Raw genomic sequence first — 16,361 nt, 5'->3', positions numbered from 1 at the left:
GTGGCTGTCGAGCCGGGAACCGTGAAGCTGGGATCAGTGAAGCTGGGATACAAGGCATCTGCTGAGCAGTTCGGACCGCGTGAGCTGGTCGAGCTCGGCGTTCTCGCCGAAGCGCACGGTATGGACACCGCGACGGTGTCCGATCACTTCCAGCCCTGGCGTCACGAGGGCGGGCACGCGCCGTTCTCGCTCGCGTGGATGACCGCCGTCGGGGAGCGGACGGAGCGGATCACGCTCGGTACGTCGGTCCTGACGCCGACGTTCCGCTACAACCCCGCAGTGATCGCGCAGGCGTTCGCGACGATGGCGTGCCTGTACCCGAACCGGGTGTTCCTCGGCGTCGGGACGGGGGAGGCGCTCAACGAGATCGCGACGGGCTTCGAGGGCGAGTGGCCCGACTTCAAGGAGCGCTTCGCGCGGCTGCGCGAGTCGGTGCGGCTCATGCGCGAGCTGTGGCTCGGCGACCGCGTCGACTTCGAGGGCGACTACTACCACACCAAGGGAGCGTCGATCTACGACGTGCCCGACGGTGGCGTCCCCGTCTACATCGCCGCCGGCGGGCCCGTCGTCGCGCGGTACGCGGGCAGGGCCGGCGACGGCTTCATCTGCACGTCGGGCAAGGGCATGGAGCTCTACAACGACAAGTTGCTGCCCGCGGTCGCCGAGGGTGCGGGCAAGGCCGAGCGCGATCCCGGCGACGTCGACAAGATGATCGAGATCAAGATCAGCTACGACACCGACCCCGAACTCGCCCTCGAGAACACGCGGTTCTGGGCGCCGCTCTCGCTCACGCCCGAGCAGAAGCACTCCATCGACGACCCGATCGAGATGGAGAAGGCCGCCGACGAGCTGCCCATCGAGCAGGTCGCGAAGCGGTGGATCGTCGCGTCGGATCCCGACGATGCCGTCGCGCAGATCCAGCCGTACCTCGACGCGGGGCTGAACCATCTGGTCTTCCACGCTCCCGGCCACGACCAGAAGCGCTTCCTGGAGCTGTTCGAGCGCGACCTGGCGCCGCGGCTTCGCTCGTGAGCGAGTTTCCGGGGTAGGGGCGGGAACGTCGCGCACGAGCGCGTGCCGCCTCCCCTCGGAATACATGCAAACGCATGCGAGTTGTGACGGGGTGAGCGCTCGACGCAGTCGGGCGACGAGCCATTCGTCTGGAGGCGCAGCCCATGCAGTACGGAATCTTCTCGGTCAGCGACGTCACGCGCGATCCCGTGTCGGGTGAGACGCCGAGCGAGGCGGAACGCATCAAGGCGATCGCGACGATCGCCGAGAAGACCGAAGAAGTCGGGATGGACGTGTTCGCGATCGGCGAGCACCACAACCCGCCCTTCGTGTCGTCCGCGCCCACCACGCTGCTCGCGAACATCGCGGCACGCACGAAGAAGCTGATCGTCACGACGTCGACGACGCTGATCACCACGAACGACCCGGTGCGCATCGCCGAGGAGTACGCGATGCTCCAGCACCTCGCCGACGGCCGCATGGACCTCATGCTCGGCCGCGGCAACACCGCACCGGTGTATCCGTGGTTCGGCCAGGACATCCGGCAGGGCCTGCAGCTGGCGCTCGAGAACTACAACCTGCTGCACCGGCTCTGGCGCGAGGACGTCGTCGACTGGGAGGGCAACTTCCGCACACCCCTGCAGGGCTTCACGTCGACGCCGCGCCCGCTCGACGACGTGCCGCCGTTCGTGTGGCACGGATCGATCCGCAGCCCGGAGATCGCCGAGCAGGCCGCGTACTACGGCAACGGCTTCTTCGCGAACAACATCTTCTGGCCCAAGGAGCACTTCAAGCGGCTCATCGAGTTCTACCGGCAGCGTTACGAGCACCACGGTCACGGCACCAAGCAGGAGGCGATCGTCGGGCTCGGCGGGCAGGCGTACATCGCGAAGAACAGCCAGGACGCGATCCGCGAGTTCCGGCCCTACTTCGACAACTCGCCCGTGTACGGCGGCGGCCCCTCGCTCGAGGACTACCTGAAGATGACGCCGCTGTCCGTCGGCAGCCCGCAGGAGATCATCGACAAGACCCTCACCTTCCGTGAGACCTTCGGCGACTACCAGCGTCAGCTGTTCCTCATGGACCACTCGGGTCTGCCGCAGAAGGACGTCCTGCATCAGCTCGACCTGCTCGGCGACGAGGTGATCCCGGTGCTGCGCAAGGAGAACGCCGCGCGGCAGGCAACCGGAACGCCCGACGCCCCGACCCACGCGTCGCTCGTGAAGGCGAAGTACGGCGACGAGGCGCCGCGGCAGCCGAAGCCGAACGCGAACCGCGGCGACAACGTCACCGGCTCGTCGCCCTACCAGGACAGCGATCTGGATTCGCCCGTCGCGTACCCCTCGCTGTGACGGATCGTGACGCGGTGGCGGCGGGACGATCCCGCCGTCACCGCGCCGCACTCGCGAACGAGGCGTGGGAAGCGTTGCTGCACGCGCAGATCACGCTCATGCGCCGCTTCGCGGCCGACCCGATCTGGGACGAACTGTCGATGCGCGAGTACGACGTCCTCTACACGCTCGCGAAGGCAGGGACGGGGATGCGGCTCACCGACCTCAACCGCGCCGTCCTGCTGAGCCAGCCCGCACTCTCGCGGCTCGTCGACCGCATGGCGAGCAAGGGCCTCGTCGAGCGCGTCCCCGACCCGGGCGACCGCAGAGCCGTCACGATCCGCGCGACCGACGACGGGCTGGCGCGCCGCCGCCGCGTCGGCGCCCGGCACGCACTGAGCGTGAGCGCCGCGATGACCGATCGGCTCACCGACCAGCAGATGACCGAGCTGCTCACGCTGTGCGAGGAGCTCGCCCCCACTCACGAGAACAGGAGTGACCAGCCGTGACCGAGAGCCGCACCGTCGACCTCGTCGTCGTCAACGCCGGCACGTCCGATCCGTCGTCCAGCCGGATGCTCGGCGACCGGATCGCCCGCAAGACCGCCGAGTTCGTGACGTCGGGAGAGACGCAGGCGCGTGTCCACGTCGTCGAACTGCGGGCGCTCGCGAGCGAGATCGCGTCCGCGATCGTCTCCGGGATCCCCGGCGAGAAGCTGCAGGACGCGATCGACCTGCTCGCGCGCGCCGACGGCGTCGTGCTCACGACGCCCGTCTACAAGGCCGGGGTCAGCGGGCTGTTCAAGTCGTTCGTCGACGTCCTCGACAACGACCTGCTCATCGCGAAGCCCGTCGCCCTCGCCGCGACCGCGGGAACCGCGCGGCACGCGCTCGTCCCCGACGACCAGATGCGGCCGCTCATGGCGTACATGCGTGCGCTCGCCGTCCCGACCTCGGTGTTCGCGGCGCCGGAGGACTGGGGTGCGCCCGAACTCTCGGCGCGCATCGAGCGGGTCGCGGGTGAGCTCGCCGCGCTCGTGACGGCCGGCGTCCACGAGAGCATCCGCGAGCGGTCGTGGGGCAGCTATCAGCACACCTTCGGCAGCAACGCCGCCGCCCCCGACGGCGACGGAATCGACCTCGACACCGACATGATGAGGCTCGCTGCGGGTGGCGGGGCCACCTGACCCCCGTGTAACCCCACGCCTCAGTGGCGCACTGTCACATCGTGTGCGTTGCTTGCGTGCGCACGATGTGACAGTGCGCCGACAAGGCGGAGGGGTGCGGTAGGTCACGCATGGCGGCCGCGGCGGCGAACGGACCGGGGATAGGCTGCACACATGGGTGCTGCGGAACCGTCGAGTGTGTACATCGCGTCGCCGGAGGGGGACACCGGCAAGTCCACGATCGCGCTCGGCGTCCTCCAGATGCTGTGCGCGTCGGCCGCCCGCGTCGGGGTGTTCCGGCCGATCGCGCGCACGACGCACGAGAAGGACTACATCCTCGAACTGCTGCTCGAGCAGACGTCGGCCGACATCTCGTACGACCAGGCGCTGGGCGTCACCTACGAGGACGTGCACGAGGATCCGGAGAACGCGCTCGGCACGATCGTCGCGCGCTATCACGAGGTTGCGGCGCAGTGCGACGCCGTCGTGATCGTCGGCAGCGACTACACCGACGTCGCCAGCCCCAGCGAGCTCGGCTACAACGCCCGCATCGCCGTGAACCTCGGCGCCTCTGTGCTGCTCGCGGTCAGCGGCGTCGAACGCAGCCCCGACGAGATCGCTCAGCTCGCTCAGCTGTGCCAGACCGAGCTCGAATCGCAGCACGCGCACCTGCTCGCCGTCGTCGCCAATCGCTGCGATCCCGACCGGCTCGACGACATCACCCGCGCACTGGAGACGACGAACGTCCCCGCGTGGAGCCTGCCCGAGGTGCCGCTGCTCGTCGCCCCGACGATGCTCGAACTGCAGCACGCGACGAACGCCGAGCTCTACAGCGGCGACCCCGACCTCCTCGGCCGTGAAGCGCTGTCGGTGATGGTCGGCGGCATGACGGCCGAGCACATCCTCGAACGGCTCACCGACGGCATCGTCGTCGTCGCGCCGGGCGACCGCTCGGACGTCCTGCTCACCCTCGTCAACGCGCACGACGCCGCGGGGTTCCCGTCGCTCGCCGGCATCGTCATGAACGGCGGGATCGAGCCGCACCCGCAGATGGCGCGCCTGATCGAAGCGCTCAACCCGCGGCTGCCGATTCTCGCGACCGAGCTCGGCACGTACGAGACTGCCCGCGCCGCGGCCCAGACGCGTGGCAAGGTCGCCGTCGGATCGCAGCAGAAGATCGACACCGCGCTCTCGCTCATGGAGCAGCGCGTCGACGCCCAGACGCTCCTCGACCGGATGAAGGTCGCGACACCGTCCGTCGTCACGCCGCAGATGTTCGAGTACCAGCTGATCGATCGCGCGCGCGGGCAGCGCCGCCACATCGTGCTGCCCGAGGGTGACGACGACCGCATCCTGCGTGCGGCCGCCCGCGTCCTCGGCCGCGGCGTCGCCGATCTGACGCTGCTCGGCGACGAGACCGCCGTACGGGCGCGTGCCGCCGAGCTCGGCGTCGACATCGCCGCCGCGACCGTCCTCGATCCCGCGTCGAGCGACCACGCCGAGGAGTTCGCGCAGGAGTACACGCGGCTGCGTGAGCACCGGGGCATGACGATCGAGCGGGCCCGTGAGGTGATGACCGACATCTCGTACTTCGGGACGATGATGGTGCACACGGGCCTCGCGGACGGCATGGTCTCGGGTGCCGCGCACACGACGGCCCACACGATCCGGCCGTCGCTCGAGATCATCCGCACCGCGCCCGACGTGTCGACGGTGTCGAGCATCTTCCTCATGTGCCTCGCGGATCGTGTTCTCGCGTACGGCGATTGCGCGATCGTGCCCGATCCCACCGCGGAGCAGCTCGCGGACATCGCGATCTCGTCGTCGCAGACCGCAGCGCGCTTCGGCATCGATCCGCGGATCGCGATGCTCTCGTACTCGACCGGCGACTCGGGTACCGGCGCCGACGTCGACAAGGTGCGCGAGGGGACCGCGCTCGTCCGTGACCGGCGCCCGGATCTGCTCGTCGAGGGACCGATCCAGTACGACGCCGCGATCGAGCAGAGCGTCGCCGACAAGAAGATGCCGGGCTCGGCGGTCGCGGGCAAGGCGACGGTCTTCATCTTCCCGGACCTCAACACGGGCAACAACACCTACAAGGCGGTGCAGCGCAGCGCCGGCGCCGTCGCGGTCGGGCCCGTGCTGCAGGGCCTGAACAAGCCCGTCAACGACCTCTCGCGCGGCGCGCTCGTCCAGGACATCGTCAACACCGTCGCGATCACCGCGATCCAGGCGCAGAAGAAGGAGACGGACGCGTGAACGGCACTGTCCTCGTCATCAATTCGGGCTCGTCGTCGATCAAGTTCCAGCTCGTCGACCCCGAGCCGGGAGACGTGCTCGCGAAGGGGCTCGTCGAGCGCATCGGCGAGGACGAGGGACGGCTGTCGTGCACTGCCGGCGGTGAGACGCGCGAACGCACCGAGCGGATCGCCGATCACAGCGCGGGTTTCGCACTCGCGCTCGCCGAGCTCACCGACTCGGGTGTGCTCGACCCGGACACGCTCACGGCGATCGGTCACCGCGTGGTGCACGGCGGGGCCGTCTTCGGCGAGCCGGTGCTCATCGACGATCACGTCGTCTCCGAGATCCACCGGCTCTCCGCCCTCGCGCCGCTGCACAACCCGGCCAACGCCGTCGGTATCGAGATCCTGCGCTCGACACTTCCCGGCGTCCCGGAGGTCGCGGTCTTCGACACCGCCTTCTTCCACGATCTGCCCGCCGCCGCAGCGACATTCGCGATCGACCGTGACGTCGCCCGCGAGAATCGGGTCCGCCGTTACGGATTCCACGGGACGTCGCACCAGTACGTGAGCGAGCGCGTCGCCGACGTCCTCGGCCGTCCGCTCGGTGAACTGCGGCAGATCGTGTTCCACCTCGGCAACGGTGCGTCGGCCTCCGCGATCTCCGGTGGGAGAGCGCAGGACACGACGATGGGGATGACGCCGCTCGACGGCCTCGTCATGGGCACGCGCAGCGGCGACATCGACGCGGGCGTGCTCTTCCAGCTCCACCGGCAGGCCGGAATGAAGGTCGACGAGCTCGACGATCTGCTCAATCGCCGCTCGGGTCTCAAGGGACTCGCGGGCGTCAACGATTTCCGTGCGCTCACCGAGCTGATCGAGCAGGGCGACGCCGACGCGCAGCTCGCGTGGGACGTCTACGTGCACCGCGCGCGCAAGTACCTCGGGGCGTATCTCGTGCTACTCGGGGGAGTCGACGCGATCACGTTCACGGCGGGCGTCGGGGAGAACGTCCCCGCGCTGCGCGCCGCGATCCTGCAGGGACTCGAGCCGTTCGGCATCGTCGTCGACCCGGACCGGAACGCCTCGGGGAGCGGCGAGCGGCACATCGGTGCCGACGGCAGCGCGACCGCGCTCCTCGTGATCCCCACCGACGAGGAACTCGCCATCGCGCGCGCGGCGGCGACGCTCGTCCGCGGCTCCCGGTAGGAGCGGCCGCGTCACGCGGTGCAGCAGCCACGCGATCGGGATCGACGCGGCGACGGTGACCGTGAACAGCACCAGCGGGTTCCCGCCGAAGACGTGATACCCGAGGACGCTCATCGCGAGCTCGAGCACGACGAGGTGCACGAGGAAGATCTCGTACGAGATGGCGCCGAGCCATACGGCGGGCCGTGAACCGAGGACGCGGGCCACGATCGACGGGCGCTCGCCCACGACGAGCGCCGCGATCAGTGCGGTCGCGCTCGCGCCGTAGAGGAAGGTCTTCGTGATCGCGGCGCCCGCGTCGGACGGCACGATGGTCGCCTCGCCCGCGGCGGGCGTGCACGCGAGGACGAACGCGACGAGCCCGCCGCCGAGCAGCAGGTACGGATTCGGGGCCCGCACACCGGGTTCGCGGCGCACGTGCTCTGCCGCGACGGCGAGAGCGACACCGGCGAGGAACCATGCCGCGAAGGCGGGGAACCACATGCGCGCCGTCGGATCGAGCGGACCCCCGAAGGTGCTCGCGTCGTGCGTGAACACCACCCACAGCGGACTGACCAGCGTGAGCACCGACAGCGCCGCTGTCGCGAGGCCGGGCCGCCACCGCTGCCGGCACACGAGCGAGAACACGAGCCACACGACGGCGGGCAGCACGAGGTAGAACACGACCTCGACCGCGAGACTCCACATCTGGGTCAGGCCCTGATGGAAGTGCCCGAACTCGTACAGCTGCGTGAACGTCGTCGTCCGCACGAAGCCCTCGACGCTGCGCCCCGCGGGCTCGACGTCGCGCAGGGTGTAGATGCCGTACGCGGCGACGACGGTGATCCAGTACGCGGGCAGTACACGGCGTAGGCGGTGCGCGAAATAGCGTGCCGTCGAGGGCGAGTCGGTGCCGCGCGAGATCGCGGTGACCCACGGGCGGGTGAGCAGGAATCCCGACAGCACGAAGAAGATCGTCACGCCGACCTCGAGCCGCGCGAACAGCAGCCCGCTCGCGTCGTCGCCGTAGTTCCCCGTCCAGAACGCAACGTGGGTCGCGACGACGAGCAGCGCGGCGAACGCGCGGACACCCGTCCACGATGCGACGCGGTGTGAGGGTGCTGCCTGTGGTGCGGGTTCGGTCGCCGTCATCGCACCCGTTCGGTCGTGGGTGCGACGGTGCCGACCGGACCCGAGCCGACGCACAGCGCGAGACCCGGCGTCGTCGGCTCCACGTGCAGCGCGTCGCCGCCGCCGATCAGCCGCACGAACACCTGGTTCAGCCCCGCCTCGACGGGCACCGTGACGGTGTCGCCGGTGTCGAGCCGCACGTCGACGTCGCCCGCGGTCGAGGCGAAGTAGTTCAGCTGCGCCGTCCACTCCCAGTCGAGCAGCGGCCCGTCGAGCGGGATCGTCGTGTCGCCGGCGACGCCGTCGGGGGTGCGTTCGACGCGGAACCCGCACTCGGGAACCGGGCCCTGCGGAATGGTGCGGGTGTCGGAGACGACGGCCTCGACGAGCATTCCGTCGTCGTCGAGCTGGCGCAGTTGCGGCGTGGAGTCGGCGAACTCGGGCCGGTCGGGGAGCGGCCCGAAGACGTGGCTCGCCGAGTTGTACGGCGTCGCGACGGGGACGAGCACCCACAGCGACACGGGATGGTCGAGCAGCGGGACGTCGCGATGCTCGGCGAGCGAGACCCGCGCGTTCGCGAGATACGGGTTGGTGGGGTTGTTCTCCCAGCGGCCGACGAAGGTGATCGTCGACAGCACGCTCGAGACGGCGAACGCGACGACCGCGACCGTCGTGAGTGCGACGAGACCGCCCGATCGGGGCTCGCGCGGGCGTTCGGAACGGCGTGGTGCCCGCGCGATCAGCGCGGCGAGAACGACGAGCACGACGGCGGAATCGGCGAGATAGCGCAGCGTCTGCGCCAGCTCGTAGGCCGCGAGGTCCGAGCCACGGGTGAGCACCATCGCGAGCTCGGACGCGGCGACGTAGGCGGCGGCCGCGATCCACACCGGCGCGACGCGGCGCTTGTGGACGATCGACCCGATCACCGCCGCGGCGAGCACGACCCAGCCGCCGATCACGAGCGCCGTCGGCGGCGTCGCCCACGGCGGGCTCGGCGGCCACCGGTCCCACAGCCACGGCCCGCCGAGGAAGGTCGGCACGAGCCCCAGCGACGTCGCATGGTGCACGAACCCCGGCGCGTTGCCCAGGTGATCGCTCTCGACGCGCGAGTCCGTCACGGTGAGGTACACCAGCGCCCACACCGCGAGAACGACGGCGGTCGGGATCCACAGCGCCGCGCAGCGCCGCAGGGCCGTCCGGAACGCGCGTGCGACGCCGTCGACGTGATAGGCGAGCGCGACCGTCGCGAACGCCACGAACGGGACGAGCACCGACTTCTCGAAGAACGCGAGCGCGACGATCGTGACGACGACATCCGAGATCGCGTAGCGGCGGTCGCCGGTGCGCGCGAGCTTCATCGCGTCGGCCGCGACCCACGCGAGCGCGAACTGCAGCGGCAGCGAGTTGAGCGCGTTCGCCCACCACGCGAACGACGGCAGCGTGATGGGGCACAGCACGTAGAACACGAGCGGCGCGAGGAGCAGCGGACGCGGGCCCATCACGACCCACAGCAGGCGCACCACGGCCGCCGACGCCGCGAGTTGCCCCACGACGAGCATCACCGCCGGCAGCCACCACTGCAGCGGTGCGAGCGTCGTCGCCAGATCGGCCAGCAGGAACGCCGCGGGCATGAAGTGGCCGTCGTGGTCGTAGAGCAGGAAATCGGCCGAGAAAGTGGGGACGGTCGCCGACCGCCCGGTGAGGATCAGATCGTCCCAGTAGAAGCCGCCCGCCGCCGCGACCCAGACCCGCAGCGCCGTCGCGGCAAGGACGATCGCGGCCGCCGCGAGCGCGATGCGCCGGGCGAGCCGCGGGGGAGCATCGTCGGGGGTGCGCGCGGCCGGTGCGGCGTCGGGGTGTGCGCCGCCGGTGGTCCGCTGCGCCATTCTCGTCCTCTCGCCGGTCTCCGGTGCCCCGCTTCCGGGCACCTCGGGCCTGCCTCCGGGGCCTGCCCCGGAGAACCACGCTAGAGCATGCTCCGCGGGCGAACGCCATTGGCGAGGTCCACGAGCTGATAGCGGTGCACGCGGTCGTCGGTCAGGCGCGCGAGCGAACGCAGGCAGTTCTCGACACCCGAGCGCAGCCCGTTCTCGGTGAACGCGACACCCAGGATCGACCCGGGATGGGCGGGGCGGTTGCCCGTGAGGATCCAGTCGAGGGCGGTGCCGAGGACGACCGTCTCGAGCTGGAGCCGGCGGCGTTCCTGCATCGGCAGCACCGTGACACGTCGGGCCGCCTCCCGCAGCGACGGCTCGCCGATGTCCGCGATCCGCCGCCCCGACAGCAGTGTGACGATCGCCGTCATCCGGCCGATCGTGTAGAAGCGGGACGTCGTCGGGATGCGGTCGAGGGCGCGCACCGCCGCCGGAACATCGGGCCGGGCCGTCAGCGCCCGGGCATAGCCGAACGCCGCGCTGACGACGGTCTGGTCGGTGCGCCACACCGCGCCGTACGCGCGTTCGGCGAGTTCGCGCAGCGAGTCGGGATCGTCGCCCTTGCCGTGCTGGAGCGTCAGCTCGGCGGTCGCCGCGAGCGCGAGTTTCGGGGCGAGTTCACCCGGCATCGCGCGGCGCACCGCCTCGAAACGCTCCGCGGCGGTCGGGAGATCGCCCTGGGCGAGCGACGCCGTCGCCGTGAACCAGTCGGTGCGCCAGTGCCGGCCGAGTTCGGCCTCGAGGCCCGCGAGCAGTTCGAGCGCCGCGCCGGGCTCGCCGAGGTCGATGTGTGCCTTCGCCTCGGCGACGGTGAGTTCGCGCGAGAGCAGCTCCGCCTCGCGGGCGTCGTGCGCACGTGCCGGATCGGCCTCGTCGGCGGCGTGTTCGAGCCCCTCCGCACGGACCTGCGCGATCGCGTCGAGCGTCTGCTGCGGCTCGCTGAGAATCGTCGCGGTGAGCAGCCGCGCGTTGGGGTCGGTCGGGTCGATGAGGGGAACCGGAAGCGCGCGGGTGACCTCGGCGACGTCGAGCCGGGTGTCGCGGCGGATGCCGTCGACGTACACGTCCGTGGGCGCGACGACGACGTCGGTCCCGAACGTCGTGCGCGAGCGGCTGAACACGGTCGACAGGCCGGGGTGCTCCTCGCCCGTCTGCTGCGCGAGGATCCCGCGCAGCACGCCGGTGAGCTGTTCGGCCATCTCGTCGATCGACGCGAACCGGTTCGCGGGGTTCTCGTCGATCGCGCGTTCGAGGAACAGCCGCAGCGACGGATGCTCGGCGAGCAGCGGCGCCGACTCGGGCAGGCCCGGCAGGTACTTGCCGTGCTTCATCGGCATCTTCAGGACGAGGACGGCGAGCGTCCGGCCCACGGTGTAGATGTCGGTCGCGGGGGTCGACCCGGTCCGCACGATCTCGGGTGCCTGATAGCCGGGCGTCCCGTAGAGATAGCCGTAGCTGCCGATCTGCGACACGGCCCCGAGATCGATCAGGACGATCGACTCGTCGGTGACCATGATGTTCTCGGGCTTGAGGTCGTTGTAGACGAGCCCCATCGAATGCAGATAGGACAGCGCCGGCACGACGCCCAGGACGTAGCCGATCGCCTGTTCCACGGGAATCCGGGCGGGCGGTGTGCACTGGCCGAGGACGTCGCGGAGCGACGTGCCGCCGACGTATTCCATGACGATGTACCCGATCGGCGCGCCGTCCTGGGTCGGGTGCTCGACGAAGTTGAAGATCTGGACGATCCCCGGATGTGTCACCTCCGCGAGGAACTCGCGTTCCGACATCGCGACGGCCTGCGCCTCGGCGTCACCCGAGTGGAGCAGGCCCTTGAGGACGACCCAGCGGTCGCTCACGTTGCGGTCGATGCCGAGATACACCCACCCCAGGCCGCCGTACGCGAGGCAGCCCATCACCTCGTACTGCCCGCCGACGAGGTCGCCGGGACGCAGCGCGGGCCGGAAGTCGAACGGTGTCCCGCAGTACGCGCACACGCCCGACTGCGGTCCCGGCCTGCCGCGCCCGACGGGCTTGCCGCACCGCCAGCACCAGCGCTTGTGCTCGGGGACCCGCGGATCCTTCATCACGGCGTCGGTGGGATCGGGCGGGGTGGGGACGGGCACGTCGACGAGCCCGCCCGCGAGATGCAGTTCGCGGCGTCCCCTGCTGCGGGGCCGCGACGACCGGCCGCTGCCCCGCGGACCCGACGGCGTGCGCGTCTCCGCGGCCTGGGTCGGGGCGAGCCCGGCAGCCTGGGTGGGGACGGACAGCTGGGGTCCGGCGGCGGCCTGGGTCGGGACGTAGGCGCCGGCCTGCGTCGACGCGAGTTCCGCCGAGCCCGTGCCCGCGGCGTCGTCCTCCTCGCTGCGGTTCTCGTCCGGCGTCTCGCGGTCGCGCGTCACGGCACGTCTCCGTAGACGGGCGTCGGCGGGCCGAACGCGGGACCGAGGATCCAGAGCCAGCGGTTGTACATCGACATCCACGTTCCGTCGGCGCGGATCCGCTCGAGCGTCGCGTTGACGAACCGGACCATGTCGTCGTCGCCCGGCGGAATCCCGACGCCGTACGGCTCGGCGCCGAGGCTGGGCCCGACCATCTTGAGGTACGGGTCCTGCGTGATCATCCCGCCCAGGATCGTGTCGTCGGTGCTCACGGCGTCGACCTGCTGCTGTTGCAGCAGCACGAGACAGTCCGACCACATCGGGACCGAGACGATCGTCGCCGTGGGGGCGATCGCGCCGATGCGCGTGAGCGAGGTCGTTCCGTCGACCACGCACACCCGGCGTCCGGCGAGATCGGCCGGGCCGGCGACCGTCGAGCCCTCGATGACGGCGATCCGCTGGTTCGCCTCGAAGTACTCCGTCGAGAAGCTCACGTGCTCGCGTCGTTCGCACGTGATCGACATCGTCTTGACGACGATGTCGACGTCGCCCGCTTCGAGCGCGCGCAGCCGGTCGGCGGATGTGAGCAGCCGGAACTCGACGCGCTCGGGGTCGCCGAACAGATCGCGCGCCACCTCGCGGGCGATGTCGGCGTCGAAGCCCTGCACGGTGCCGCTCGCGGGATCGCGGAAGCTCATGAGGTTGCTGCCGGTGTCGAGCCCGACGATCAGCCGCCCGCGGGCGCGGATCTCGCCGACCGTCGGGGTCGGCACCTGCGGTGGGTCGGTCAGCGGTGGCAGGCTCGCCGTGAGGTTCGCGCAGGACCGTTCGGGTGAGGGCGTCTGCGGTCCCGGGTGGACGGTCGCGCCCGGGGGCAGCGGCGGTTCGGCCTGCGACTGCACCGGGCCCGACGGTGGCGGTGAGCCCTCGACGTAGCCGCACCCGCTCACGAGGGCGAGCGCCGCGAGGGTCGCGGCCGCGAGCGAAGGCCGCGCGGAACGGCCGCGGATCGGGGCCGCCGAGCGGCCGCGCACGGAGATCACCGGTACTCCCGCAGCCGAGGCCAGATCCCGACGACGATGCCGGCCACGCCCACGGACGTGAGCACGATGGCGCCACCCGAGAGGGCCGTCAGGGCGTTCGAGGCCGATCCGATGCTGTCGCGGCCCGTCTGCCGCGCGGCTTCGATGGCGTCGCCCAGCGCGCTATCGAGCTGATCGAAGGTCGCCGACGAATCGGCGGGACCGGGACCCGTCGCGATGTCGACGGCGGGCTGGAACTGGCCCGTCGACAGTTGCTCTCGGATCCGGTGATGTGCGTCGAGCCACCCCGAGAACGCCGCCGACGCCCGGTCGACCTCCTCGATCGCGACCGTACGGGTGCCGTCCTCGCCGTACTCGGCGAGCAGCCGTCCGATGTCGGCGGTGAGCCGGTCGAAGTCGGCGTCGTACGCGTCCTCGCCGTCGCGGCGCACCAGCCCGAGCGTCTCGTCGGCGCGCGCCTGCTGCGCGGAGATGCGTGCCGCCGTCAGCTCGCTGAGCGGCCCGGCGCCCTGAGCGTGCGCGCGGGCGGCGGCCACCGCCGACAGCAGCCCCGCGCCCATGAGCCAGACCAGCAGCACCGCCGTCGCCACCGTCGTGACGACGAGCGCCGGGGTGAACCGCCTGCGCGTCCGCACCGCGAGGAACACCTGCGCCGCGACGAGCAGGAGAAGCGCGGCAGCGGGCACCGAGATCGCGAGCCACGGCGCGCTCGAGTACGACCGCTGGATCTGCGCGATCCGCTCCTGCTGGCGTTCGTGCAGTGCCTGCGCCGCCGGCAGGATCCGGGTCTGCATCTGCGCCGACGCCGACCCGAGATAGGACGTGCCCACGGGATTGCCGCTGCGATTGTTGGCGCGCGCAGTCTCGACGAGACCCGTGTAGACGGACAGGCCCTCCGAGACCGTCGCGAGCAGTTCGCGGCTCGTGGCGTCGCCCTCCGCGAGACCGCTCGACGCGAAGACGATCTCGCCCGAGGCGATCGCGATCGCGTTGGAGTAGTTCGCCCGCACGTCGGTGGGCTCGAGGCCACGCGCGAGGAAGGCCGTCGCGGCCGCGGCATCCGCGACGGACAGTGCGCTGTAGAGCCGCTGCGCCGAGTACGCGAGCGGTTCGGCGTCGGCGAGCAGCGAGTGCAGCGTGTCCTGGCGGCCCCCGACCTCCCGCATCGTGATCGCGCCGGCGGCCAGGACGACGAGCGCGAGTGCGACCGCGAGCGCCGTCAGCCGCGCGGGCGTCGATCCCGCGAAGATTCGTGCCTCGGCCCGGCGTGCACCGCTCGTGTCCCCGTCCGCGTCGGGCGTGCGCGACCGACCCCGCGGTTCGATCGACGGCGCTTCCCGCAGAACCACGTCCAGACCCTTCCGCTCGCGCGCTCTCGCTGCTCGGTCTCCCTCTGGGCAGCATATAAGCGGAGCCCCGGCGGGGGCGGTCACCCGGGCGCGTGGCGGCCCGGCGGTTCGATGCCCGGTGCCCGGACGCCGCGCGGGCGCGCGGGATGCGCGAGCCGCTAGGGTGCAGGCAACCACGGCGAGGGAGACGGCGATGCACGGGGACGGGGACGGCTGGGCATACGGCCCCGACGGCGTGCGGCACTGGGGCCGTTTCGGTGCTGCAGGCCTGCTCGTGCGGGCTCCGCTCGGCGATGCCGGGCCCGCCGTCCTGCTGCAGCATCGTGCGCAATGGAGCCATCAGGGCGGAACGTGGGGGCTCCCCGGCGGCGCCCGCGACTCCCACGAGAGCGCCACCGCGGCGGCGTTGCGCGAAGCGTTCGAGGAGGCGGGTCTCGACGAGACTCTCGTCCGCGTGCGCGCCGAACGCGTCACGACGGACATCCGCGACGTGTGGAGTTACACGACGGTCGTCGCGGACAGCGAGGCACTGCTGAAGACGGTCGCGAACCGCGAAAGCCTGGAGCTGCGCTGGGTCCCGGAGGCCGAGGTCGAGCTGCTGCCGCTGCACACGGGCTTCGCGGCGAGCTGGCCGTTGCTGCGCGCCGAGCCGGTCCGCGTGCTCGCCCCGCCGCCGCTGCCGCGTGCGGGGGCGCGCACCGTCGTGCTGCCGGGCGGCGGTTTCGGCTGGCTCACCGGGATCGAGGAACTCACGGGCGGGGAAGGCGAGGCCGCGGGCAGGGATCTCACGGCGGTCGTCGGTGGGGACGCGGGACGCTCGGCGCGAACCGTCACGCTTCCGCCCTCCGCGCTGGACTGACGGCGGGCCTGGCCGGACACGGCGGTTCGGTCAGCCGTGCAGCTTCTCGGCGATCCTCGCCGCCGCCGCGCGCGGATCGCGGGACTGCGTGATCGCCCGCACGACGACGACGCGGGTCGCACCGGCGTCGAGCACGTCGTCGAGACGATCCTCGTCGATACCGCCGATCGCGAACCAGGGGCGCGAGGGACCGGCCTCCGCGGTCGCCCGCACGAGGTCGATACCCGCGGCGGAGCGTCCGGGCTTGGTCGGCGTCGTCCACACGGGTCCGGTGCAGAAGTAGTCGACGCTCTCCTCGATCGCCGCGAGGCTCGCCTGCGCGCGATTGTGGGTCGAGCGCCCGATGACGACGTCCGGTCCCACGACGGTGCGGGCGTAGGGGACGGGGAGATCGTCCTGGCCCAGGTGGAGCACGTCGGCACCGGCCGCGAGCGCGAGATCGGCGCGATCGTTCACCGCGACGAGCGCACCGTGACGGCGCGCGGCCTCGGTGAGGATGCTGAGCGCGAGCAGTTCGTCCTTCGCCTCGAGCGGACCGAATCGCTTCTCGCCCTCCGAGCCCTTGTCGCGCAGCTGCACGATGTCGACGCCGCCGGCCAGCGCGGAGTCGACGAAACGCTCGAGGTCACCGGTGTCGCGGCGCGCGTCCGTGCACAGGTAGAGGCGCGCATCGGCGAGCCGGGCACGACGATCGTCGCTGCGACGGGGAGGGGAGGGTGTCACGGC

12 protein-coding genes and 1 pseudogene are annotated in these 16,361 nt (G+C 71.2%); 7 read left to right on the top strand and 6 right to left on the bottom strand.

Annotated features, from left to right (window positions below; translation table 11 throughout):
• Positions 1–27 precede the first annotated feature (27 nt).
• From fgd to RR1_RS02025, 6 genes are all read left to right on the top strand, one after another.
• Positions 28–1,032, top strand: a complete 1,005-nt coding sequence (gene fgd, locus RR1_RS02050; RefSeq protein WP_040772224.1) for a glucose-6-phosphate dehydrogenase (coenzyme-F420) — start codon at positions 28–30, stop codon at positions 1,030–1,032.
• Positions 1,033–1,175: 143 nt separating this feature from the next.
• Positions 1,176–2,363 carry an LLM class flavin-dependent oxidoreductase gene (locus tag RR1_RS02045; protein WP_010836742.1) on the top strand — a complete coding sequence of 396 codons (1,188 nt, stop codon included), beginning with the start codon at positions 1,176–1,178 and terminating at the stop codon, positions 2,361–2,363.
• Between the two features lie 14 nt (positions 2,364–2,377).
• Entirely contained in the window at positions 2,378–2,851 is a 474-nt protein-coding gene (locus RR1_RS02040; protein ID WP_040772223.1) for a MarR family winged helix-turn-helix transcriptional regulator, read from the top strand.
• A complete protein-coding gene (locus tag RR1_RS02035; RefSeq protein WP_010836740.1) occupies positions 2,848–3,528 on the top strand; it encodes a CE1759 family FMN reductase in 681 nt (226 codons plus the stop codon). Before RR1_RS02040 ends, RR1_RS02035 begins: the two co-directional genes overlap by 4 nt.
• Positions 3,529–3,681: 153 nt before the next feature.
• On the top strand, positions 3,682–5,766 hold the full coding sequence (gene pta, locus RR1_RS02030; protein ID WP_010836739.1) for a phosphate acetyltransferase: 2,085 nt from the start codon (positions 3,682–3,684) through the stop codon (positions 5,764–5,766).
• Complete coding sequence (locus RR1_RS02025) at positions 5,763–6,956, top strand: acetate/propionate family kinase (RefSeq protein ID WP_010836738.1); 1,194 nt, start codon at positions 5,763–5,765, stop codon at positions 6,954–6,956. The genes pta and RR1_RS02025 overlap by 4 nt, the downstream gene beginning before the upstream one ends.
• A 30-nt stretch (positions 6,957–6,986) precedes the next feature.
• On the opposite strand, the pseudogene RR1_RS02020 reads toward RR1_RS02025, so the two are convergent.
• From RR1_RS02020 to RR1_RS02000, 5 genes and pseudogenes are all read right to left on the bottom strand, one after another.
• Positions 6,987–8,087, bottom strand: a pseudogene (locus RR1_RS02020) (acyltransferase family protein); the annotation flags it as partial.
• Positions 8,084–9,952 carry a hypothetical protein gene (locus RR1_RS02015; protein WP_010836737.1) on the bottom strand — a complete coding sequence of 623 codons (1,869 nt, stop codon included), beginning with the start codon at positions 9,950–9,952 and terminating at the stop codon, positions 8,084–8,086. The gene RR1_RS02015 and the pseudogene RR1_RS02020, both read right to left, overlap by 4 nt.
• An 80-nt stretch (positions 9,953–10,032) precedes the next feature.
• Positions 10,033–12,405, bottom strand: coding sequence for a serine/threonine-protein kinase (locus RR1_RS02010; protein WP_010836735.1), 2,373 nt, complete (start codon positions 12,403–12,405; stop codon positions 10,033–10,035).
• Positions 12,402–13,427 (bottom strand): glutamate ABC transporter substrate-binding protein, encoded by a 1,026-nt coding sequence (locus RR1_RS22750; RefSeq protein WP_010836734.1) that lies wholly within the window; start codon positions 13,425–13,427, stop codon positions 12,402–12,404. Before RR1_RS22750 ends, RR1_RS02010 begins: the two co-directional genes overlap by 4 nt.
• Entirely contained in the window at positions 13,424–14,776 is a 1,353-nt protein-coding gene (locus RR1_RS02000; protein WP_010836733.1) for a GlnX family signal transduction membrane protein, read from the bottom strand. The genes RR1_RS22750 and RR1_RS02000 overlap by 4 nt, the downstream gene beginning before the upstream one ends.
• 193 nt (positions 14,777–14,969) lie before the next feature.
• On the opposite strand from RR1_RS02000, the gene RR1_RS01995 reads away from it, so the two are divergent.
• On the top strand, positions 14,970–15,635 hold the full coding sequence (locus RR1_RS01995) for an NUDIX hydrolase (RefSeq protein WP_010836732.1): 666 nt from the start codon (positions 14,970–14,972) through the stop codon (positions 15,633–15,635).
• A gap of 30 nt (positions 15,636–15,665) precedes the next feature.
• Here the strand turns inward: RR1_RS01995 and thiE are convergent, their stop codons facing one another.
• Positions 15,666–16,358 carry a thiamine phosphate synthase gene (gene thiE / locus RR1_RS01990; RefSeq protein WP_010836731.1) on the bottom strand — a complete coding sequence of 231 codons (693 nt, stop codon included), beginning with the start codon at positions 16,356–16,358 and terminating at the stop codon, positions 15,666–15,668.
• Positions 16,359–16,361: the final 3 nt, after the last annotated feature.

It is taken from the genome of Rhodococcus rhodnii NBRC 100604, assembly GCF_001894925.1.
GTDB lineage: Bacteria > Actinomycetota > Actinomycetes > Mycobacteriales > Mycobacteriaceae > Rhodococcus_F > Rhodococcus_F rhodnii.
The sequence above is the reverse complement of the archived record's forward strand: the minus strand, read 5'-3'. Positions and strand labels throughout refer to the sequence as shown.

Bases quoted from the DNA above. Each gene is read 5' to 3' on its own strand.
- RR1_RS02045 (WP_010836742.1), top strand. From the start codon at position 1,176: ATGCAGTACGGAATCTTCTCGGTCAGCGACGTCACGCGCGATCCCGTG.
- pta (WP_010836739.1), top strand. From the start codon at position 3,682: ATGGGTGCTGCGGAACCGTCGAGTGTGTACATCGCGTCGCCGGAGGGG.
- RR1_RS02015 (WP_010836737.1), bottom strand. From the start codon at position 9,952: ATGGCGCAGCGGACCACCGGCGGCGCACACCCCGACGCCGCACCGGCC.
- RR1_RS01995 (WP_010836732.1), top strand. From the start codon at position 14,970: ATGCACGGGGACGGGGACGGCTGGGCATACGGCCCCGACGGCGTGCGG.